Origin of the sequence: Agathobaculum hominis (genome assembly GCF_014288055.1) — a bacterium.
GTDB classification, from domain to species: domain Bacteria; phylum Bacillota; class Clostridia; order Oscillospirales; family Butyricicoccaceae; genus Agathobaculum; species Agathobaculum hominis.
The window spans coordinates 237,412-258,128 of sequence record NZ_JACOPK010000002.1 but is presented as its reverse complement, the minus strand read 5'-3'; the positions used below and the strand labels follow the sequence as shown (position 1 = coordinate 258,128).

13 protein-coding genes, 1 pseudogene and 1 riboswitch are annotated in these 20,717 nt (G+C 58.9%); of the genes and pseudogenes, 5 read left to right on the top strand and 9 right to left on the bottom strand.

Annotated elements, in window-relative coordinates; genetic code table 11:
- Window positions 1-387: 387 nt before the first annotated feature.
- Together H8S02_RS03030 and H8S02_RS12760 are read right to left on the bottom strand one after the other, a co-directional pair.
- Window positions 388-2,049: a heavy metal translocating P-type ATPase gene (locus tag H8S02_RS03030; RefSeq protein ID WP_330601921.1), complete on the bottom strand. Its 1,662-nt coding sequence runs from the start codon at window positions 2,047-2,049 to the stop codon at window positions 388-390.
- A 261-nt stretch (window positions 2,050-2,310) separates the two neighbouring features.
- Window positions 2,311-2,682, bottom strand: a pseudogene (locus H8S02_RS12760) (heavy-metal-associated domain-containing protein); the annotation flags it as partial.
- A gap of 27 nt (window positions 2,683-2,709) precedes the next feature.
- Here H8S02_RS12760 and H8S02_RS12670 point away from each other — a divergent pair.
- The 5 genes from H8S02_RS12670 (at window position 2,710) to pflA (ending at window position 8,678) form a co-directional block, all read left to right on the top strand.
- Entirely contained in the window at window positions 2,710-3,225 is a 516-nt protein-coding gene (locus tag H8S02_RS12670; RefSeq protein ID WP_279287263.1) for a hypothetical protein, read from the top strand.
- A gap of 330 nt (window positions 3,226-3,555) precedes the next feature.
- Window positions 3,556-4,113: an inorganic diphosphatase gene (locus tag H8S02_RS03025; RefSeq protein ID WP_118722821.1), complete on the top strand. Its 558-nt coding sequence runs from the start codon at window positions 3,556-3,558 to the stop codon at window positions 4,111-4,113.
- An 18-nt stretch (window positions 4,114-4,131) separates the two neighbouring features.
- Window positions 4,132-5,100: a tRNA dihydrouridine synthase gene (locus H8S02_RS03020; RefSeq protein ID WP_186969242.1), complete on the top strand. Its 969-nt coding sequence runs from the start codon at window positions 4,132-4,134 to the stop codon at window positions 5,098-5,100.
- 246 nt (window positions 5,101-5,346) lie between these two features.
- A riboswitch (ZMP/ZTP riboswitch) is annotated at window positions 5,347-5,463 on the top strand.
- A 92-nt stretch (window positions 5,464-5,555) separates the two neighbouring features.
- A complete protein-coding gene (gene pflB / locus H8S02_RS03015) occupies window positions 5,556-7,784 on the top strand; it encodes a formate C-acetyltransferase (RefSeq protein ID WP_207722050.1) in 2,229 nt (742 codons plus the stop codon).
- Window positions 7,785-7,979: 195 nt separating this feature from the next.
- A complete protein-coding gene (gene pflA / locus H8S02_RS03010) occupies window positions 7,980-8,678 on the top strand; it encodes a pyruvate formate-lyase-activating protein (RefSeq protein WP_186969241.1) in 699 nt (232 codons plus the stop codon).
- A 251-nt stretch (window positions 8,679-8,929) separates the two neighbouring features.
- On the opposite strand, the gene H8S02_RS03005 is transcribed toward pflA, so the two are convergent.
- The 7 genes from H8S02_RS03005 to thiI form a co-directional block, all read right to left on the bottom strand.
- The gene (locus H8S02_RS03005) at window positions 8,930-11,377 is read right to left on the bottom strand and encodes a glycogen/starch/alpha-glucan phosphorylase (RefSeq protein WP_186969240.1); all 2,448 of its coding nucleotides are present in this window, start codon (window positions 11,375-11,377) and stop codon (window positions 8,930-8,932) included.
- A 169-nt stretch (window positions 11,378-11,546) separates the two neighbouring features.
- On the bottom strand, window positions 11,547-12,983 hold the full coding sequence (gene glgA / locus H8S02_RS03000; RefSeq protein WP_186969239.1) for a glycogen synthase GlgA: 1,437 nt from the start codon (window positions 12,981-12,983) through the stop codon (window positions 11,547-11,549).
- Between the two features lie 212 nt (window positions 12,984-13,195).
- Window positions 13,196-14,323 carry a glucose-1-phosphate adenylyltransferase subunit GlgD gene (glgD, locus tag H8S02_RS02995; protein WP_186969238.1) on the bottom strand — a complete coding sequence of 376 codons (1,128 nt, stop codon included), beginning with the start codon at window positions 14,321-14,323 and terminating at the stop codon, window positions 13,196-13,198.
- A gap of 15 nt (window positions 14,324-14,338) precedes the next feature.
- Window positions 14,339-15,550 (bottom strand): glucose-1-phosphate adenylyltransferase, encoded by a 1,212-nt coding sequence (locus tag H8S02_RS02990; RefSeq protein ID WP_186969237.1) that lies wholly within the window; start codon window positions 15,548-15,550, stop codon window positions 14,339-14,341.
- Between the two features lie 40 nt (window positions 15,551-15,590).
- On the bottom strand, window positions 15,591-17,840 hold the full coding sequence (gene glgB / locus H8S02_RS02985; RefSeq protein WP_186969236.1) for a 1,4-alpha-glucan branching protein GlgB: 2,250 nt from the start codon (window positions 17,838-17,840) through the stop codon (window positions 15,591-15,593).
- 238 nt (window positions 17,841-18,078) lie between these two features.
- The gene (locus H8S02_RS02980) at window positions 18,079-19,308 is read right to left on the bottom strand and encodes a competence/damage-inducible protein A (protein WP_186969235.1); all 1,230 of its coding nucleotides are present in this window, start codon (window positions 19,306-19,308) and stop codon (window positions 18,079-18,081) included.
- Between the two features lie 211 nt (window positions 19,309-19,519).
- Window positions 19,520-20,689: a tRNA uracil 4-sulfurtransferase ThiI gene (gene thiI, locus H8S02_RS02975; protein ID WP_186969234.1), complete on the bottom strand. Its 1,170-nt coding sequence runs from the start codon at window positions 20,687-20,689 to the stop codon at window positions 19,520-19,522.
- Between the last annotated feature and the right edge of the window lie 28 nt (window positions 20,690-20,717).

The following is a 20,717-nucleotide window of genomic DNA, read 5'->3' as shown; positions in this document are numbered from 1 at the left end:
GGGCAGAGGTATAAAAGTCCGGCAGAGCTGGACTTTTATGGGGAATTTGATGCGGCGCTCTGCGAAGCGCCTGTCCTGCCTGTTTTGCCGAAGGCAAAATGCGGCAGGAGAGCGCGCCCTTTGGGCGCGAAAAAGGCACGCCGTCGGCGTGCCTTTTCGTTTAATAGAATTTGCTTTGCAAATTCCAGCCCGTAGGCCTCTAACCTTGAAAATATTAAATGAGAGCAAATCCGGGGGCGTGTACCTCGGATTTTTGACTTTGAGAGGGAGAAAGTTTCCGCATGGGAACTTTCGGACGTCCGTGTTCTGCGAAGTCAGAACACACTTACCGGCAGAACATGAGTTCTGCCGGTAAGTAAAAGAGTAAAAGCGGTATGGTTTTGTTTATCAGTCGAACTTTTTGTACAGCATGCGAACCGAATTGAGTACGCACAGCATCGCGACGCCGGTATCTGCGAACACCGCCAGCCACATGGACGCGATGCCGGCAAGGCCGAGCACCATGACGAGCAGTTTGACTGCCAGCGCGAAGATAATATTTTCCTTGGAGATAATGTCCGCGCTGCGCGCAATTTTGACCGAGGTCGGGACCGAGGACAGGTCGGCCTTCATGAACACGACGTCCGCCGCCTCGATGGCTGCATCCGCGCCGCTGCCCATCGCCGCGCCGACATCCGCGCCTGCGAGTACGGGCGCATCATTGATGCCGTCGCCGACGAACATGACCGCGCCGTTCTTTTCACGGATTTCATTCAGTGCAGCCAGCTTATCCTGCGGCAGCAGGCGTGCGTGCACCTCGTCGATGCCGACCGACTGCGCGACCGCATCCGCGCTCGCCTGACCGTCGCCGGTCAGCATGGCCGTGCGCAGACCCTGCGCCTTCATGCGGCCGATAGCCTGCTTCGCGTCCGGCTTTACGGTATCCGCGATGTCGATATGACCGAGGAACCTGCCGTCGAGCGCCAGCAGCACTTCCGTGCTGCCCGGCGTGCCGTGGTAGCCGGAAAGGTCAACATTGCTGTGCTCCATGAGCTTTACGTTGCCGCAGAGCACGGTTTTGCCCTCGAGCGATGCAATGACGCCCTCACCGGCCTGCTCGCGGATGTTTTCTACCGTACTATTGCCGTGCTCGGCGCCGCGCTCCTCATAAGCGGTGAGGATGGAACGCGCGATCGGGTGGGTGGACGCGCTCTCGCACTTCGCCGCAAGCCACAGCAGCTCGCCCTCGTTCAGCGGAACGCCCTTCGCCGGGACGATATTCTGAACGACGAAGTTGCCCTTTGTGATGGTGCCGGTCTTATCCATGACGATGGTCTTTACGTTATTGAGCGCCTCGAGCGACGCGCCGCCCTTGAACAGGATGCCGCGCCTCGAGCCTGCGCCAATGCCGGAGAAGTAGGTCAGCGGCACGCTGAGCACCAGTGCGCACGGGCACGAGATAACGAGAAAAGTCATGGCGGTGTATACCCATTTATGCCACTCGCCGGTGAACAGGCTGGGCACGATGGCGGTCAGCAGCGCGATCGCGACGACCGCCGGGGTGTAGACACGGGAGAAACGGGTGATAAAGCGGTCGATCTTCGGCTTGCGCGCCGCGGCATTTTCCACGCTGTCAAGGATGCGCTGCACCATGCTCTCCGCAAGCACATGCGTGACGCGGATCTTCACGGCGCCGTCGGTGTTGACGCAGCCGGAAGTCACCCTGTCGCCGACGGTCACGCGGACCGGGACCGGCTCGCCTGTGACAGCCGAGGTATCCAGACGGGTCTCGCCCTCGCTCACCTCACCGTCGAGCGGCACGCGGTCGCCCGGACGGACGAGCACGATGTCGCCCTCCGCTGCGTCCTCTGCCGGGATGACCGAAATGCTTCCGTCTGCCCCGACAAGGTTTACGGTCTCCGGACGCAGGTCGATGGCATCCATGATCTGTCTGCGCGAGCGGTCTACGGCGCGGTCCTCGAAGTATTCGCCAACGCGGTAGAACAGCATGACGCCGACCGCCTCGTCGAACGATCCGACCGCCCATGCGCCGATGGTCGCGACAGCCATGAGAAAGTTCTCGTCAAACACCTGACCGCGTCCGATGTTTTTGATCGCGGTCAGCAGAACATGACGGCCGAGCAGCAGATACGCCGCAATGAGCAGAACGAGCTTGACGGCCATGTTCGGGACGGCGAGACCGGCGGCAAACAGGCCTGCGCCGACAAGCATTTCCGCGAGCGGATGACTCTGTTTTTCGTCCTCCTGCTCCTGCTCGGGTGCGATGACCTTGACCTCGCTCTCGATATTCGAGCAGATCTCGCGGATTTGCGGCAGCAGCGCATCCGGGTTTTCGCCCTTGACGCGCAGCTGCCTGGTTTCATAGACGAGTACACAGTCGTCGATACCGTCGAGCTGGCTGATCTGGTGCTGCATTTTCGCCGCGCAGTGTGCGCAGCCGAGATTTTCGAGCGTGTAGACACGCTGGCCGTTTTTGCCGTAGTGTCTGGGCGCCGGTGCGATGACCTTCGCCTCGCTCTCGATGCCCGAGCAGATTTCTCGGATCTGCGGCAGCAGTGCATCCGGATTTTCGCCGGTCACGCGCAGCTGCTTGGTCTCAAAGACAAGCACGCAGTCTTCAACGCCGTCCAGTTCGCTGATGCGCTCCTCCATCTTCGCCGCGCAGTGTGCACAGCCGACATTCTGAAGCGTATAAACGCGCTTGACGCTGTGGCCCCCTGCGGCGTGCTCGTGATGATGGTGGTGATGCTCGTGCTCGTGGTCGTGACCGCAGCAGCAGTCGTCATCATCGTGATGGTGGTGATGATGCTCGTGCTCGTGCTCGTGGCCGCAGCAGCAGTCGTCGTCATCGTGGTGGTGATGATGATGCTCGTGCTCGTGGTCGTGACCGCAGCAGCAGTCGTCGTCATCATGGTGATGGTGATGATGATGTTCGTGCTCGTGGTCGTGGCCGCAGCAGCAGTCGTCGTCATCATCGTGATGATGGTGGTGATGCTCGTGCTCGTGGTCGTGACCGCAGCAGCAGTCGTCGCCATCTTCGTGATGGTGGTGATGATGCTCGTGCTCGTGGTCGTGACCGCAGCAGCAGTCGTCGCCATCTTCGTGATGGTGATGATGTTCGTGCTCATGCTCGTGCGCTTCTTCTATTTCCTGTGCGTCCGCAGCGGCTTTTTTCTTCTCCTCTTCTGCCATTGCTGTCGCCTCCTTATTCGGAATAACATATGAACAATTGCTCATATGTTCATGTATTCATATTAAAACACACAGGCTGCTTTGTCAATATCCCCTGTCTAAAAATATGCACAAAAGAAATCGACCAAAACTGCACATTTTGCAGGATATTCCGCGTGCCGCGTCATCCCTCTCCTCCGTTTTCTTCTTCTGCGGCGGCTGATGCGCGGAGACAGGCGTCCGTCAGTCTTCGTTATGCAGGATATATCTCAGTATTATTCATTTTCGTTTTGTTTTTCCTTAATTATCACCTCTCAAACGATTGCAAGTGAATTATTTTTCTGTTATACTTGTATATATTAAATACAGGAGGATATTCAGGATATGAGAAACATCTGGCATGACATCGACCCCCACGCGATCACCCCGACGCATTTCACCGCCGTTATCGAGATCCCGGCCGGCAGCAAGAAAAAATACGAGCTGGACAAAAAGACCGGGCTGCTGCGTCTCGACCGAATCCTGTACACCTCGACGCATTATCCGGCGAATTACGGCTTTATTCCGCGTACTTATGCCGATGACGGCGATCCGCTCGACGTTCTGGTCTTTTGCTCGGAAACGCTCGACCCCATGGTCGAGGTCGACTGCTACCCCATCGGCACGATGCGCATGATCGACGGCGACGCGATCGACGACAAGATCATCGCCGTTCCCTTTCAGGATCCGACCTGGAACTTTTACAAGGACATAAGCGAGATTCCGCCGCACTGCGCCAGCGAAATTTCGCACTTTTTCGAGATCTACAAGGCGCTCGAACACAAGCACACCGCGACCTCGGACGCACTCGGCAGCGAGCAGGCGCAGGAGGTCATCCGCCGCTGCATCGAGCAGTACGAAATTCATTTCTGCGGCAGGGTAGAGCCGGCGCTCGAACCGTAAATGCCCAAGGAGGACCGCATGAACTATTACTTTGCCCCGATGGAGGGCATCACCGGTGCAGTATTCCGCCGCACCCACCACGAATTTTTCCCCGGCATCGACAAATACTTCATGCCGTTCATCACCCCGACGACGCAGGAAAAGCTGACGCCGCGGCAGAAGCGCGATGTGCTGCCCGAATACAACGAGGGCGTGCCGGCTGTGCCGCAGCTGCTCACCCGGACGGCCGCCGACTTTATCTGGGCGGCGAACACCCTCGCCTCGCTCGGCTATGCCGAGGTCAACCTCAATCTCGGCTGCCCGTCGGGCACCGTGACCGCGAAGGGCAAGGGTGCAGGCTTTCTCGCCCATCCCGACGAGCTCGACCGCTTTCTGGATGCTGTTTTCTCCGCCTGCACGGTTCCGATCTCTATCAAGACCCGGCTCGGCGTACACGATCCGGCGGAATTCGAGGCGCTGCTCGAGATTTACAGCCGCTATCCCGTTGCGGAGCTGACCATTCATCCGCGCGTGCGGCAGGACTTCTACAAGGGCCGCGTCCGCGAGGACGCCTTCGCCGCCGCGCTGCCGCACTGCCCCATGCCGGTCTGCTATAACGGCGATCTGGTCAGTGAGCGCGGCATACAGGAAACGATCGAACGCTATCCATCGCTTTCCGCGCTCATGCTCGGCCGCGGCCTGCTCGGCGACCCCTCGCTCGTGACGCGCGTCCGCGGCGGCGAACGCGCCGGCAGCGCCCGGCTTCAGGCGTTTCACGACACCCTTTTCGCGCGCTACTGCGATGCCTTCGGCGACAGCCGCATTGCCGTGCTGCGCATGAAGGAGCTGTGGTTTTACTTCGGAAACCTGTTCGAAAACAGCGAAAAGCTCCAGAAATCCATCAAAAAGGCAAAAAATGCCGAGGAATTCGAACGTGCGGCGGCGGCGCTCTTTTGCTCGTGCGAGGTGCGCGGGAATGCCGTTCCGGCGTGGTTCCGCCCGGCGTAACGCTGTGCGCCTTCGCGCCGAAACAGACTATGCACAATATCCAAATCAGACAAACGATGCGAAATACTTGCCATGTGCAGGCGAACGCATCGTTTTTCTTATGCAAAAATACCGACAAATGCCAAGAATAATTCTCCAAACCGCCGTTTTTTTACCCCGAATGCAGTTTCCGTCTGTTTGCGCCTGTTTTTTTCGGCGTTTTGCCCGCTTGCCTGCACCGCGCTTTTGTGCTAACATAGTGGCAGACAGATTTCCTGCAACTGACGGACAAGGTGGAGCGCAAACCACCGGGGAGCAGGAAGTTCCGTATCAGAGACAGGTGCGCCTGTACCTGTTTTCATGCCGACCGTCTGGGCAGTGTCGTGATTATTTTTAACGCGATGCTGTCCTTTTTTTGTTGCTCTTTTCGGGGCAGAATAAAAGGGACAGCGACCACAAATGGGAGGAATATTGCAATGAACGCATGGAACAACTTCAATGGCGGCGACTGGGAGACCGGGATCAACGTCCGCGACTTTATCCAGAAGAACTACACCCCGTATGACGGCGACAGCGCTTTCCTCGCGCCGGCTACCGCACGCACGACCGCTCTGCGCGAGAAGTTCGATGCCCTGCTCGCCGAGGAGCGCGAAAAGGGCGGCGTCCGCAACATCGACACCGAAACCGTCATCACCATCACCGCGTTCGGTCCCGGCTACCTCGACAAGGACAGCGAGATCATCGTCGGTCTCCAGACCGACGAGCCGCTGAAGCGTGCATGCAACCCGTTCGGCGGCATGCGTATGGTGCGCGACGCCTGCAAACAGTACGGCTACGAGGTCTCCCCGAAGATCGAGGAGGAGTTCAAGTATCACAAGACCCACAATGACGGCGTATTCTCTGCGTACACCAAGGACGTCCGCGAGGCGCGTCATGTCGGTCTGCTGACCGGTCTGCCGGACGCCTACGGCCGCGGCCGCATCATCGGCGACTACCGCCGCGTTGCGCTGTACGGCGTGAACCGTCTGATCGAGGAGAAGCAGAAGGACAAGGATGCCCTCGGCGAAGTACCCACCACCGAGAAGGAGATCCGCTGTGCAGAGGAGCTTTCCGACCAGATCAAGGCGCTGAAGGACATGATCGCGATGGCGGCGTCCTACGGCTTCGACATCTCCCGTCCGGCTGAGAACGCGAAGGAGGCCGTTCAGTGGCTGTACTTCGGCTATCTTGCCGGCATCAAGGAGCAGAACGGCGCGGCGATGAGCCTCGGCCGCACCTCCACCTTCCTCGACATCTACTTTGAGCGCGACATTGAGGCCGGTCTGATGACCGAGAGCGAGGCGCAGGAGATCATGGACGATTTCGTGCTGCATCTGCGCATGGCGCGCCACCTGCGCACCCCGGAGTACAACGAGCTGTTCGGCGGCGACCCGATGTGGATCACCGAGGCCGTCGGCGGCATCGGCGAGGACGGCCGCCACATGGTCACGAAGAACAGCTACCGCATGCTGAACACCCTGTACAACCTGAACGCCGCAGCCGAGCCCAACCTCACCGTTCTGTGGAGCGAAAACCTGCCGGAGAACTGGAAAAAGTTCATCGCAAAGGTCTCCATCGACACCGATGCGCTCCAGTATGAGAACGACGACGTCATGCGCCCGTACTACGGCGACGATTACGCGATCGCTTGCTGCGTCTCCGCGATGCGCGTCGGCAAGGATATGCAGTTCTTCGGCGCACGCGCCAACATTGCGAAGCTGATGATGATGGCGATCAACGGCGGCCGTGACGAGAACAAGTTCGAGCAGGTCGGCCCGGAGATGCCGGTCATGGAGGGCGACGTTCTCGATTACGAGGAGGTTCTCCGCCGCATGGACATCTACCGTCCGTGGCTGGCCAAGACCTATGTCTCCGCGATGAACACCATCCACTATATGCACGACAAGTACGCCTACGAGAAGAGCCAGATGGCGCTGCATGACACCGAGGTCCGCCGCCTGATGGCGTTTGGCATCGCCGGCATGAGCTGCATGGCAGACTCGCTCTCCGCGATCAAGTACGCGAAGGTAAAGCCCATCCGCAACCCGGAAAACGGCATTATCGTCGATTTCGAGATCGAGGGCGACTTTCCGAAGTTCGGCAACGACGATGACCGCGTAGACAGCATCGCCTGCGAGCAGGTCGAGAAGTTCTATCAGGCGCTCACCCAGTTCCCGCTGTACCGCGGTGCGATCCACACGATGTCCATCCTGACCATCACCTCCAACGTCATGTACGGCAAAAAGACCGGCAACACCCCGGACGGCCGCCGTCACGGCGAACCGCTCGCGCCGGGCGCGAACCCGATGAGCGGCCGCGACGTTTCCGGCGCGCTCGCCTCCCTCAACTCGGTCGCAAAACTGAGCTACACCTACTGCCGCGACGGCATTTCCAACACGTTCTCCATCACGCCGGGCGCACTCGGCAAGACCGAGGACGAGCAGGTTAATAACCTCGTCTCCATCATAGGCGGCTATTTCGCGCAGAACGCGCATCATCTGAACGTCAACGTTCTCAACCGCGAGACGCTGATGGCGGCCTACGAGCATCCGGAGCAGTACCCGAACCTGACCATCCGCGTTTCCGGCTATGCGGTCAACTTCTACAAGCTGAGCCGCGAGCAGCAGCGCGAGGTTATCTCGCGTACGTTCCACGAGGCGATCTAAAACCTCTAAGTGGGACGATACCCCCCTCTCGTCCGCACAAGGTGAATTGCCCTGAAAGGGCAAGAGAAGGTGCCCTGGGGTACAGCGGACGAGGCCGCGCCGACACGGCGTGGGCAGCGGTATTGTTCCGCGGCAGAACTGCGGAACAATATATATGGGGGCACAAAGCATTTTACAGGAAAGGAAGCGGCGGAAATGACCGGTTTTGTCAACTCCATCCAATCCCTCGGCGCGGTCGACGGGCCGGGCGTGCGCTATGTGGTGTTCATGCAGGGCTGTCCCCTACGCTGCGTCTACTGCCACAACCCCGACACCTGGCTGACCGAGGGCGGCACGCCGACCGACGCGGACGAGCTGGTGCGCAGGGCGCTGCGCTTCCGTCCGTACTGGAAGAACGGCGGCGGCGTGACAGTAACAGGCGGCGAGCCGCTTCTGCAGGCTGATTTTGTCGCGGAATTCTTCGAAAAGCTGCATGAACACGGCGTTCATACTGCGCTCGACACCTCGGGCGTCGGCAATCTCGCACAGGCCGAGAAGGTGCTGGAGCACACCGACCTTGTGCTGTGCGACCTTAAATTCCTCTCTAAAGCCGACTACCTCAAAAACTGCCGCGCGGATTACGGACAGATCGAGCGCTTTTTGCAGCTGACCGCGATGAAGGGCGTACCGCTGTGGATTCGGCATGTGGTCGTGCCCGGCCTCACCGATAGCCTCGACCATCTCCGCCGCGTCAAGGCGAAGGCGGAAAGCTATCCGAACTTCGAAAAGCTCGAATTTCTGCCTTTCCACAAGCTGTGCATAGAAAAATACGACCGGCTCGGCCTCGAATTCCCGCTGCGCGATACCCCCGCCATGACAAATGAACGTTTAAGCGAGCTGCTCGCGCAGCTGTAACGAAAAAGCACCTCTCCGAGGTGCTTTTTGCTATTCTAACAATAAACTCTGGCTTTCGCACAGAAATATTAGCCGCGCGGCAGCGCGCATAAAATAGCGTTTGCTGCGCAAACGCAAAAAAACCGAGGACATGCACCTCGGTTTTTTTACTTTAGGAGGGAGAAAGTTTCTGTATAGGAACTTTCGGACGACTCGTGTTTTGCGAAGTCAAAACACAGATTGTCGGAAAAACGAAGTTTTTCGACAGTCTTTTAAAACGCGAAATTCGTCTTGACGCGCCAGATGTTCTGCGCATATTCTGCGATGGAACGGTCTGCCGCGAAGCGGCCGGAGTTTGCAATGTTCATCAGAGCCATGCGGTTCCACTTCTCCTGATCGCGGTAAGCCTCGCTTACGCGCTGCTGCGCCTCTGCATAGGACGCGAAATCCTTGAGGCTCATGTAGCGGTCAGCCGGGCCGCCGTTGCCGCCGTGGAGCAGGAGATTTGCGATATCGGTGTAGTCTACGCCGTCGCCGAAGCCGCGGATCATCTGATCGAGCACGCGGTGGATGACCGGGTCGTTCTGATAAATGAGCATCGGCTCGTAGTTGCCGGAGGCGGCGAGTGCCTCAGCCTCGGGCGTCTCCATGCCAAAGATGAAGATGTTGTCACGGCCGACAGCCTCACAGATTTCGACGTTTGCACCGTCCATGGTGCCGATGGTCAGCGCGCCGTTCATCATGAACTTCATGTTGCCGGTACCGGATGCTTCCTTGCCTGCGATGGAGATCTGCTCGGAGACCTCAGCCGCCGGCATGATCATCTCAGCGAGCGATACCTTGTAGTCCTCGATGAATACGACCTTGAGCTTGTCGCGGACAGCCGGATCGTTCTCGATCATGTTGGAGATCGAATTGATGAGCTGAATGGTCTTCTTCGCGACGGCATAGCCCGGTGCAGCCTTGGAGCCGAAGATATAGGTGCGCGGAACGAAAGCCATATCCGGATTGTCCTTCAGCTTGTGGTACAGGCTGATGATGTGCAGGATATTGAGCATCTGGCGCTTGTACTCGTGCAGACGCTTGACCTGTACGTCGAAGATCGAGTCCATGCTGACCTCGATGCCGTTGTGCGCCTTGATGTAGTCGGCAAGGCGCTGCTTGTTGTGGCGCTTGATCTCGCCGAGCCTGCTGAGCAGCTCCTTGTCGCCGGCATAGTTCGCGAGAACCTGAAGCTCGGACGGATGGGTGCGGTAGCCGGTGCCGATCTTACTCTCGATCAGCTCAGCCAGCTCCGGGTTTGCCTCGCACAGCCAGCGGCGGTGTGCGATGCCGTTGGTAACGTTGCAGAACTTGGAGGAGTAGATCTTGTAGAAGTCGTTGAATACGCGCTCCTTGAGGATCTCAGAGTGCAGTGCGGATACGCCGTTGATGGAGAACGAGCCTGCGATAGCGAGGTGCGCCATGCGGACGCGGCCGTCGGCGACGATCGCGAGCTTGGAGATCTTCTGGAAGTCGCCCGGGAAGTAGTTCCACAGCTCCTTGCAGAAGCGCTCGTTGATCTCATGGATGATCTGCATAACGCGCGGCATGAGCTCCTGAACCAGGCTTTCCGGCCAGCACTCCAGCGCCTCGGGCATGACGGTATGGTTGGTGTAGGCGACAGACTGGCTCGTGATGTTCCACGCCTGCTCCCACGACATATCGTTCTCATCCATCAGGATACGCATCAGCTCGGGGATAACGAGCGTCGGATGGGTATCGTTGATGTGGAGCACATGCTTGTGCGCGAAGTTCTCGAGCGTGCCGTACTTTGCCTTGTGCTTCGCGCAGATGTCCTGCAGCGTTGCAGAAACGAGGAAATACTGCTGCTTGAGGCGGAGGGACTGACCCTCGCGGTGGTTATCCTCCGGATAGAGGATCATCGAAATGGTCTCGGCCATTGCGTGCTTTTCGACCGCCTTGAGGTACTCGCCCGAGGAGAACAGCTTCATGTCGAGCGCGATCGGGCTCTTTGCCTCCCACAGACGCAGGCGCGCGATATTGTTCGTGTCGTAGCCGGAGATCGGCATGTCATACGGCACAGCGAGGACCGGGGTATAGTCGTGGTAATCCACGACCAGCTTGCCGTTCTCGTCGAAATGGGTGTCGATGGTGCCGCCGATCTTGACCTCGCGGGTCTCGTCCATGGCTGGGATCTGCCATACATCGCCGGAGGCGAGCCAGGAGTCCGGCAGCTCGACCTGCTTGCCGTCCTCGATCTTCTGCTTGAAGATGCCGTGCTCGTAGCGGATGGAATAGCCGGTGCCGCGCACGCCCGTGGTGGCCATGCCGTCCATGTAGCACGCCGCCAGACGACCCAGACCGCCGTTGCCGAGGCCCGGGTCAGCCTCCTGCTCGAAGATGTCCGCCATCTCGAAGCCCATGTCCGCGAGCGCCGCGGTCAGCGCGTCGAGCATGCCGAGGTTGTAGGCGTTGTTGCGCAGGCTGCGGCCTACCAGGAACTCCATGCAAAGGTAATGAACCTGACGGTCGCCGTCACGCTCTACCTCGTTCTGGGTCTCGATCATGTGTTCGGTCAGCGCGTCGCGGATAACGAGTGCGCATGCCTCATAGATCTGATCCTTCTTTGCGTCCTTGACTTCGCACGCGAAGTGGCGCTGCAGCTTGCCTGCGATGGCTTCCTTGAGCGCGGCCTTGGTGTACTGTGTCTTTGCCATTGTTTCTCTGTCTCCTCACATATATTTGGCGGCGCCGCGGCCTTTGGCGCCGCGGAACCGCTCTAAAAGCGCCGATTGCGCTTTTACTGCTTGCCCTGCGTTACAGAACCCCTTTCCGTTCTGCTTTTGAGGCAGTAACCGCTTTCATTGTGCGGTGCTGCCTTGCTGTTTACCAGCCCAGTGCGGTGTGGTAAACCTCGATGTAGCGGTCAGCCGAGCTGTCCCAGCTGAAGTCGCTCTCCATGCCCTGCACCATGAGCTTCTTCCATGCCGGCTTGTTGAAGCGGAATACGCCGCAGGCCTCGCGGATCACGTGCAGCATGTCGTGCGCATTGTAGCTTGCGAAGCTGAAGCCATTGCCCGTGCCTGCGTAGTCGACGAAGGCATGGACGGTGTCCTTGAGGCCGCCGGTCTCGCGAACGATCGGAATATTGCCGTAGCGCAGCGCGATCATCTGCGCCAGACCGCACGGCTCGAACTTGGACGGCATCAGGAACATATCCGCGCCCGCATAGATGCGGTTGGCCAGATCGCCCGAGAACATGATGGATGCGGAGACCTTGTCCGGCCAGCGGCGCTTTGCCTCGATGAACATCTGCTCATACTTCCAATCGCCGGTGCCGAGCACGACAAGGCGTACATCGTCCGAAAGGATGTCCGGCAGAACGGCTTCCACGAGGTCGAGGCCCTTCTGGTCGACGAAGCGGGTGACGATGCCGATGACCGGCGTGTTCGCGTCGCCCTCCAAACCGCAGAGCTTCAGCAGCTCGGTCTTGTTGACGAGCTTGTCCTCGGGGGTCTTCGGGCCGTACTGCTTAAAGATCTTGGTATCCGTCTGCGGATTGAAGGCATCCATGTCGATGCCGTTGAGGATGCCGTGCAGCTTGTAGCTGTTCATGCGCAGCACCGAGTCGAGACGGTAGCCGTAGTATTCGGTCTGGATCTCCTCGGCATACGAGGGCGATACGGTGGTAACGGCGGTAGACGCGACGATCGCAGCCTTCATGAGGTTGACGTCGCCGTCCATCGCCATAAAGCCGGAGCGGAAGTGCGCGTCATCGATGCCGAGCACGTACTCCAGGATCTCGCGGCCGTAGCGGCCCTGATACTGGATATTATGGATGGTGAAAACGGTCTTGATGTTCTCATAGAACGGACGGGACGCGAACATCAGATTGTAGTAGACCGGCACCAGAGCGGTCTGCCAGTCGTTGCAGTTGATGACGTCCGGCTTCCAGTCGAGGTCGGGCAGCACCTCGAGCACCGCCTTGGAGTAGTACGCGAAGCGCTCTGCGTCGTCGTACTCGCCGTAGATCTGACCGCGCGCGAAATAGTACTCATTATCAATGAAGTAATAGGTCACGCCGTCCTTTTCGTAGCGGAAAATGCCGCAGTACTGGTTGCGCCAGCCGAGACGGACATAGGCGTTCTTGATGTAGAAGAACTTTTCCCGCATCTCCTCGCTGATCGCGGAGTACAGCGGACAGAACACGCGCACGTCATGTCCCTTTGCCGCGAGGGCCTTGGGCAGAGAGCCTGCCACGTCGCCCAGACCGCCGGTCTTGATGAACGGAGCGCATTCGCTGGTTACATACATGATTTTCATAAATGCCGAGCCTCCCCTCAGGCTGAGGCATGGGGACCGAGTGTCCCCGTCCTCATCAGCAAGTGCGCCGGGACAGCGTTCACCGCCCGGCGCACTGCTTATATCTTTATTATACTCGTTTCCTGTATCCTGCAATATAGGGATTTTTCACGAACATTTCTCCTGCCGGAGCCGTTTTTTCGCCCGTCCCCTGTACATTTTACAGAAAACACTCAGATTGTGGAGTTTTTGGCGATCGTGATGGGATAGTCCTCGTCACCCATCATCGTGCGGCCGTTGCGTACCACAACATTGCGGTCGGTCACGACATGCTTGAGCGAAGCCTCGCTCAGGATGCGGCCGCCCTCCATGATGATGCAGTCCTTGAGCACGGCGCCCTTTTCGACCTCGACATCGCGGAACAGCACGCAGTTTTCAACATGACCCTCGATGCGGCAGCCGTCAGCGATCAGGCAGTCGTCCACCTCAGCCTCATCGCCGTAGTAGGTCGGCGCTTCGTCCTTGATGCGCGTCAGGATCGGACGGGTGCGCTTGAATACCTCGTCGCGAACGTCCTTGTCGAGCATATCCATGTTGGAGCGGAAGTAATCCGCGGTATCCTCGATCTTGATCGCATATTCGTTGAACAGATAGCCTGCTACCGTGCCGTCGATCAGCGCGCGGGACAGGAACTCGCGCTCGAAGTGGATGCAGTTATGGGTCACGCAGTCGGACAGCATGTGGATGAGGTACTGGCGGTTCATAACGTAGACGCCGAGCGAAACATGCTTGCACTTGCCGTCGTTCGAGTCGCCGACGCGGATGTCGACCGCCTCCTTCTTGCGGTTGAGCTCAACATAGGTGGTGAACGGCGAATCCTTCTGCTTCTTGGTGCAGACCATGGTCAGATCCGCGCCCGATTTCTCGTGGCGCTCGATGACCTCGTCGAGCGGAATATTGGCAACGATGTCGCCGTCCGCGATGACAACGTAGTCCGCCTTGTTCTTCTGGAGGAAGTCGACCGCGCCGGCCAGCGCGTCGATCTTGCCGCGGTACTCGCCGGTCACGAGCGGAGACGCCTTCTTGGAATAGGAATACGGCGGAAGGATGGTGACGCCCGAGTTCTTGCGGGACAGATCCCAGTCCTTTGCGTTGCCGACGTGGTCGATGAGGGACTGATACTTGTCCTTCATCAGGATGCCGACGCGGTAGATGCCGGAGTTCACCATGTTGGACAGCATGAAGTCCACGATGCGGTAGCGGCCGCCCCACTGGACTGCGGCGACCGTGCGGTGCTCGGTCAGCTCGCGCAGATCGTTATCGTTATCAAATGCAATAATAATGCCTAAAACACTTTTCATCCTGCGTTCTCCCCCTTACTCGGCGTCCGGAATATCTTCGTCAGCCATTTCCTTTGCGGCGAGCTTGACGTTCTCGCCGATGCGGACGTTCTCCGCGACAACGGCAACGCCCCACTTGTCTACGTCGCATTCGGACGGGCCTGCGCCGATCGATGCGCCCTTTGCGATGACCGCGCCGGAGGCGACGATGGCATAGCGCACGTTCGCACCCTCCTCAACGACTGCGCCCGGCATCAGAATGGAGTATTCGACGTTTGCGTTCTTCGCGACCTTGACGTCCGAGAACAGGACCGACTCGGAAACGTTGCCCGCGATCTCGCAGCCCTCGCTCAGCAGAGTATGCTGTACCTTCGCGCCCTTTGCAGTGAAGTGCGGAGGCGAACCGGTGGTGCGGCCGTAGATCTTCCAGCTGTCGTCCGACAGGTTGAGGCCGGAATTCGGAGAGAGCAGATCCATGTTCGCCTCCCACAGACTCTCGATCGTGCCGACGTCCTTCCAGTATCCCTCGAAGCGGTAGGAGACCATCTTTTCGCCGTTTGCGAGCATCGCCGGGATGATGTCCTTGCCGAAGTCGTTGGAGGACTTCGAGTTTGCCTCATCCTCCTCAAGATACTTGCGCAGCTTCTTCCAGGAGAAGATGTAGATGCCCATGGAGGCGAGCGTGGACTTCGGCTCCTTCGGCTTCTCCTCGAATTCGTAGATCGTGCCGTCCGGCCTGCAGTTCATGATGCCGAAGCGGGAAGCCTCGGAGAGCGGAACATCGAGCACCGCGATAGTCGCGTCCGCGCCGGTCTCCTTGTGCTGGCGGAGCATCTTGTTGTAGTCCATCTTGTAGATGTGGTCGCCGGACAGGATGAGAACATATTCCGGATCATAATCCGCGATAAACGGGATATTCTGATAAATTGCGTTCGCCGTGCCCTTGTACCACTCCGAAGCCTTGCCGCGCTGATACGGAGGCAGGACGCTGACGCCGCCGCGCAGGCGGTCGAGGTCCCACGTCTGGCCCGAGCCGATGTAGGCGTTGAGCACGTGCGGCTCGTACTGGGTCAGCACGCCGACCGTGTCGATGCCGGAGTTGATGCAGTTGGAAAGCGGGAAATCAATAATGCGGTATTTGCCGCCGAACGGTACAGCCGGCTTTGCAACATTCTTGGTCAGAACATACAGGCGGCTGCCCTGGCCGCCTGCCAGAAGCATAGCGACGCATTCCTTTTTACGGTACATTTTACCTCTCCTTTTTTGCCTTTATCTGTATAAATAAATTTTATTTATCCTCTTTTACCGTTGTGACCGCGGTCTCGCTCTTCACGGCAACGGCCTTTTCACCCTTGATCGCGACAGCCTTTTCGCCCTTGACCGCGACCTCCTTCGGTCCGGTCCGCGCCACCGCCTTTGTACCGGTTTTCACGACCGAGGTCTCGCCCTTGACCGCGACATCGGCTTTCGCCTTCACCGCGACCTCGGCCTTTGCCTTGACCGCAACCTCGGCCTTCGCCTTTTTCGTTACAGCCGTCTTGGCCGCTTTGGTCTTTGCAGCCGTCCTGCGCGCCGGCTTTTTCTCCTGCTTTTCCTGCTCCGCGAGCTTTTTCGCGGCCTCGATCTCAGCCTTGGTGCGGCGCTTTGCCTTGGGCCTGCCCTTGAAGAACAGCACGCCGAAGCGCGGGATTTTAATATTGATGGACTGCTCCTGACCGTGCAGCGGCTTGCTGTCGGTCTTGACCTTGCCGTTTGTGATGCCGCTGCCGCCGAACTCGGACTTGTCCGAGGTGAAGATCTCCTCATAGGTGCCCATGATCGGCACGCCGATGCGGTATTCCGGCTGCTCCTCCGGGGAGAAGTTGACAACGGCGACAATATCCGAGCCGTCCTTCGCGATGCGGCGGAAGGCGATGATGTTGTTGCGGTTGTCCTCGTGGCTGATCCACTCGAAGCCGTGCCAGTCGGTGTCCTGCTCCCAGAGCTGCGGCGTTTCCAGATAGAAATGGTTGAGCGCCTTGACGTAGGCCTGCATCTGCCGGTGCGCCGGATAATCGAGCAGCATCCAGTCCAGGCCGCGCTGATACGCCCACTCGGAGAACTGCGCGAACTCGCCGCCCATGAACAGCATCTTCTTGCCCGGATGCGCGGCCATGTAGCCGTACAGCGCGCGCAGACCGCCGAACTGGTTTTCATACGGGGGCGGCATCTTGCCGATGAGCGAGCACTTGCCGTGCACGACCTCATCATGCGAGAGCGGCAGGATATAGTTTTCGGAGAAGGCATACATGAACGAGAACGTGATCTTGTCGTGCATGTCCTTGCGGAAGAACGGGTCGGCCGAGCAGTAGCACAGCATATCGTTCATCCAGCCCATGTTCCACTTGAAGTTGAAGCCCAGACCGCCGTCATAGCCGGGTTTCGTGACCATCGGCCACGCGGTGGACTCCTCCGCGATCATCATGACGTCCGGATGATCGGTCAGTATGTACTCGTTGAGCAGGCGCAGGAAGTCGACCGCTTCGAGATTCTCGCGTCCGCCGTGGATGTTCGGCCGCCATTCATTCTGGCGGTTGTAGTCCAGATACAGCATGGACGCGACCGCATCTACGCGCAGGCCGTCCATGTGGAACTTCTCGATCCAGAACATCGCGGACGAGAACAGCAGGTTTCGCGTCGAGGTCTTGCCATAGTCGAACACGCGCGTGCCCCATTCCTTGTGCTCCATCTTGAGCGGATCGGCGTACTCGTACAGATGCGAGCCGTCGAACTCGACCAGACCGCAGCCGTCCTTCGGGAAGTGAGCCGGAACCCAGTCCATGATGACGCCAAGACCGGCCTGATGCGCCTTGTCGATCAGGTACATGAGATCCTTCGGCGTGCCGTAGCGGCTGGTCGCGGCGAAATAGCCGATGACCTGATAGCCCCACGAGCCGTCGAACGGATACTCGGTCAGCGGCATGAACTCGATATGCGTGTAGCCCATTTCCTTGACATAGGGAACGAGCTCGTCCGCGAGCTGGCGGTAGGAATAGAAGTTGCCGTCCTCGTGCATCTTCCATGAGCCGAGATGGCACTCGTAGATGTTGACCGGACTGGAATACGGCAGGTGGTTTTTGCGCCACTGGAGCCAGCTGTCGTCGCCCCATTCGTAGCCGCCGATATCATATGCCTTGGTGGCGTTGCCCGGGCGGGTCTCGAAGTGGAAGCCATACGGGTCGGACTTGTCGAAAACGTCGCCCGATTTGGCCCATACGCTGTACTTGTACGCGGTATATTCCGCGATATTCGGAATAAATTTCTCCCAGATGCCCTGCTCGTCGCGGGTCATGTAATCGGCTTCCCGGTCCCAGCCGTTGAACTCACCCATGACCGACACATTCGCCGCCTCCGGCGCGTACACGCGGAACAGGTATCCCTGCTCGCCGTCCTGCACGAAGGGGTGTGCGCCCATGTAGTCATAAGCTCGGCAATCCCTGCCCGAGTAGAAAAGCTCGCTGCGCTTCTCTATGGCCGGGGATGCGGATTTCTTCCTCATACTGCATCTCTCCCTTATTTTCTCTGCCGGAAGCAGTGGATTTCGGAAACATTTTCCGTTTTTTCCAGTTTCTCAGCAGTTCCCTTTTCCTCTTTAGACATATCCAGTATAACGCAATAAAAAAGAAAAGTCCAGCAATTTTACACAATCACCGGACTTTTCTTTTTTATTTTTTGTTCGCTTTACACAGTGTTTGCCGGGAAATGTCGAGAAAACGTACAAATTACCGACAAAGTGTTTATAAAATATGACGACGGATCAGATCGAGCGCCGTGCTCGCTGCCTGCATTCTGACGCGGTCGCGGCCGAAGGAGGAATTGGTCTTGCGCGTGAAGAACTTTCCGTCGTACCACACACTGATATAGACCAGACCGGCCGGCTTGTCCTCGGTGCCGCCGCCCGGGCCCGCGATGCCCGTGATGCCCACGCCGATATCCGCGCCGAGCGCCTTCGCCACGCCCGCTGCCATCTGCTCTGCGGTCTCTGCGGAGACTGCGCCGACCGTGTCGAGCGTTTCCTTTCTGACGCCGAGCACGTTCATCTTGACCTCGTTGGCGTAGGAGCACACGCCGCCGAGATAATAGTCCGAGCAGCCGGGGATATCCGTGATGCGCTTGGAGAGCAGGCCGCCCGTGCAGCTTTCCGCGACAGCGAGCTTGAGACCCTTCGCACGCAGGCCGTCGCCGACGACCTGTTCGAGCGAGTCGACATCCACGCCGTATACGTCGTCGCCGAGCAGCTCGACGATCTCCCTGACCACCGGCTCGAGCAGCTTCTCGCACTCCTCGGTCGTGTCCGCCTTGGCGGTGACGCGCGCGAAGCACTCGGACGTCTTTGCGTAAGGCGCGATGGTCGGGTTCTTGCTCTTCTCCATCATGTCGTGCAGGATGTGCTCCATGCTGCTCTCGCCCAGACCGAATACGCGGATGTTGTGCGAAACGATGCAGCCGCCCGCCAGCTTGTACAGATACGGCATCGCGCATTCCTTCCACATCGGGTTGCACTCGCGCGGAGGACCGGGCAGCATGAGAACGTGCTTGCCGTAGGCCTCAAAGGCGCAGCCGGGCGCCGTGCCCCAGAGATTGGTGAACACGGTGCAGCCCTCGGGCAGCCACGCCTGTTTTTCGTTGTTTTTGGTCATTTCACGGCCAATCTTGTTGAAAAACTCGGTCAGACGGTCGAGCGACGGCTGATGCAGCGCCATTTTCTTGCCGAAAACCGTCGCAAGGGTCTCCTTGGTCAGATCGTCGAGCGTCGGCCCGAGGCCGCCGGTGGTGATGATGATGTCCGCACGGTCGCGCGCGGTCTCGATGACATGGCGCAGACGGGCCGGGTTGTCGCCGACGACCGTCTGATAAAATACGTTGATGCCCAGCTCGGAAAGGCCCTGCGAGATCAGCTGCGCATCCGTGTTCACGATGTCGCCGAGCAGGATCTCCGTTCCGACTGCAATAAGTTCTGCGTTCACTGTAATTTCTCCTTCGTGGGTATCGGCAGCGCGCGCACGCGCCGCCATATGATTCTCGATAAAAGCGCAGCTCTGCCGCGCTTTTATTCCGCTGCCCGCGCCGCAGCGGCGCGGCCTCGTCCGCCGTGCGGACGAGAGGGGGTTATCCGATTTGGTTTCCCCGGGAACCAAATCGGTATCTAAGGGGGACAGCGTCCCCCTTAGACTTTTCTCACGGCAGGTGTACAATCTCCACGCCCTTGACCGCCTCGTCCACGAGCGTCTCCACATCCAGATTGCTCTCCGCCTCGAGAATCTTCGGCATCTTTGGCTTGGTGTTCGGGTGCTTGGGCGTAAAGACGGTGCAGCAGTCCTCATACGGCAGGATCGAGGTCTCGAACGTGTCGATCTTTCGCGCGATGCGGACGATCTCCTCCTTGTCCATGCCGATGCAGGGACGGAATACCGGCAGCTCGCATACCGCGCCGGTGACAGCCATCGCCGGCATGGTCTGGCTCGCGACCTGACCGAGCGACTCGCCGGTGATGAGCGCGCCGCAGCCGTACTCGACCGCGACCTTCTCCGCAATGCGCATCATGAAGCGGCGCATGACGAGCGTGAACAGCTCCTCGTGGCACTTGTCGCGGATCTCCTCCTGAATTTTCGTGAACGGCACGACCATGACGCTCATGCGGCCGCACCATGCGGTCAGCTTGCGGCCGAGCTCGAGCACCTTTTCCTTGGCCCGCTCGGAGGTATACGGATAGCTGAAGAAGTGGATGCCGACAAGCTCCAGACCGCGCTTGGCCATCATCCAGCCCGCGACCGGAGAGTCGATGCCGCCGGAGAGCAGCAGCGCCGCGCGGCCGTTCGAACCGATCGGCATGCCGCCTGCGCCCGGGACCGGGCCTGCATGAACGAAGGCATACTTCTCGCGCATCTCGACATTGACGACAAGGTCGGGATGGTGCATATCCGGGCGAACCTCCGGGAACAGGTCGGCGAGCTCGCCGCCGACGTGCTGGCTGATCTCGGTCGAGGTCATCGGGAACTTCTTGTCGCCGCGCTTGGTCTCGACCTTGAAGGTCTTTGCCGCCGCAAAATTGGCCGCGAGATAGTCCTTTGCGGTCGCAATGACGCTCTCGAGCGTCTTTTCCGGGCAGACCGCCGCGCGGGAGATGGTCGCAAAGCCGAACACACGGCTTGCGCATTCCATGACGGCGTCTGCGTCTGCGTCGTCCGGGATCTCCACATAAACGACCGACTGACGCATGGAAATCTCACAGTCCGCAACGTGCGCCATGCGGCGCTTGAGGTTTTTCAGCAGACGGTCCTCAAAGGTCTTTCGGTTGAGACCCTTGAGCACGATCTCGCCGCACTTGAGCAGTAATACTTCTTTCATTTATTGTCTCCTTAATGGTGATTTTTTG

What these genes read in the sequence shown, in the direction of transcription:
- H8S02_RS03030 (WP_330601921.1), bottom strand. Translation starts at nt 2,049, where the DNA reads ATGGCTGTCGCGACCATCGGCGCATGGGCGGTCGGATCGTTCGACGAG.
- H8S02_RS03025 (WP_118722821.1), top strand. Translation starts at nt 3,556, where the DNA reads ATGAGAAACATCTGGCATGACATCGACCCCCACGCGATCACCCCGACG.
- H8S02_RS03020 (WP_186969242.1), top strand. Translation starts at nt 4,132, where the DNA reads ATGAACTATTACTTTGCCCCGATGGAGGGCATCACCGGTGCAGTATTC.
- pflB (WP_207722050.1), top strand. Translation starts at nt 5,556, where the DNA reads ATGAACGCATGGAACAACTTCAATGGCGGCGACTGGGAGACCGGGATC.
- pflA (WP_186969241.1), top strand. Translation starts at nt 7,980, where the DNA reads ATGACCGGTTTTGTCAACTCCATCCAATCCCTCGGCGCGGTCGACGGG.
- H8S02_RS03005 (WP_186969240.1), bottom strand. Translation starts at nt 11,377, where the DNA reads ATGGCAAAGACACAGTACACCAAGGCCGCGCTCAAGGAAGCCATCGCA.
- glgA (WP_186969239.1), bottom strand. Translation starts at nt 12,983, where the DNA reads ATGAAAATCATGTATGTAACCAGCGAATGCGCTCCGTTCATCAAGACC.
- glgD (WP_186969238.1), bottom strand. Translation starts at nt 14,323, where the DNA reads ATGAAAAGTGTTTTAGGCATTATTATTGCATTTGATAACGATAACGAT.
- H8S02_RS02990 (WP_186969237.1), bottom strand. Translation starts at nt 15,550, where the DNA reads ATGTACCGTAAAAAGGAATGCGTCGCTATGCTTCTGGCAGGCGGCCAG.
- glgB (WP_186969236.1), bottom strand. Translation starts at nt 17,840, where the DNA reads ATGAGGAAGAAATCCGCATCCCCGGCCATAGAGAAGCGCAGCGAGCTT.
- thiI (WP_186969234.1), bottom strand. Translation starts at nt 20,689, where the DNA reads ATGAAAGAAGTATTACTGCTCAAGTGCGGCGAGATCGTGCTCAAGGGT.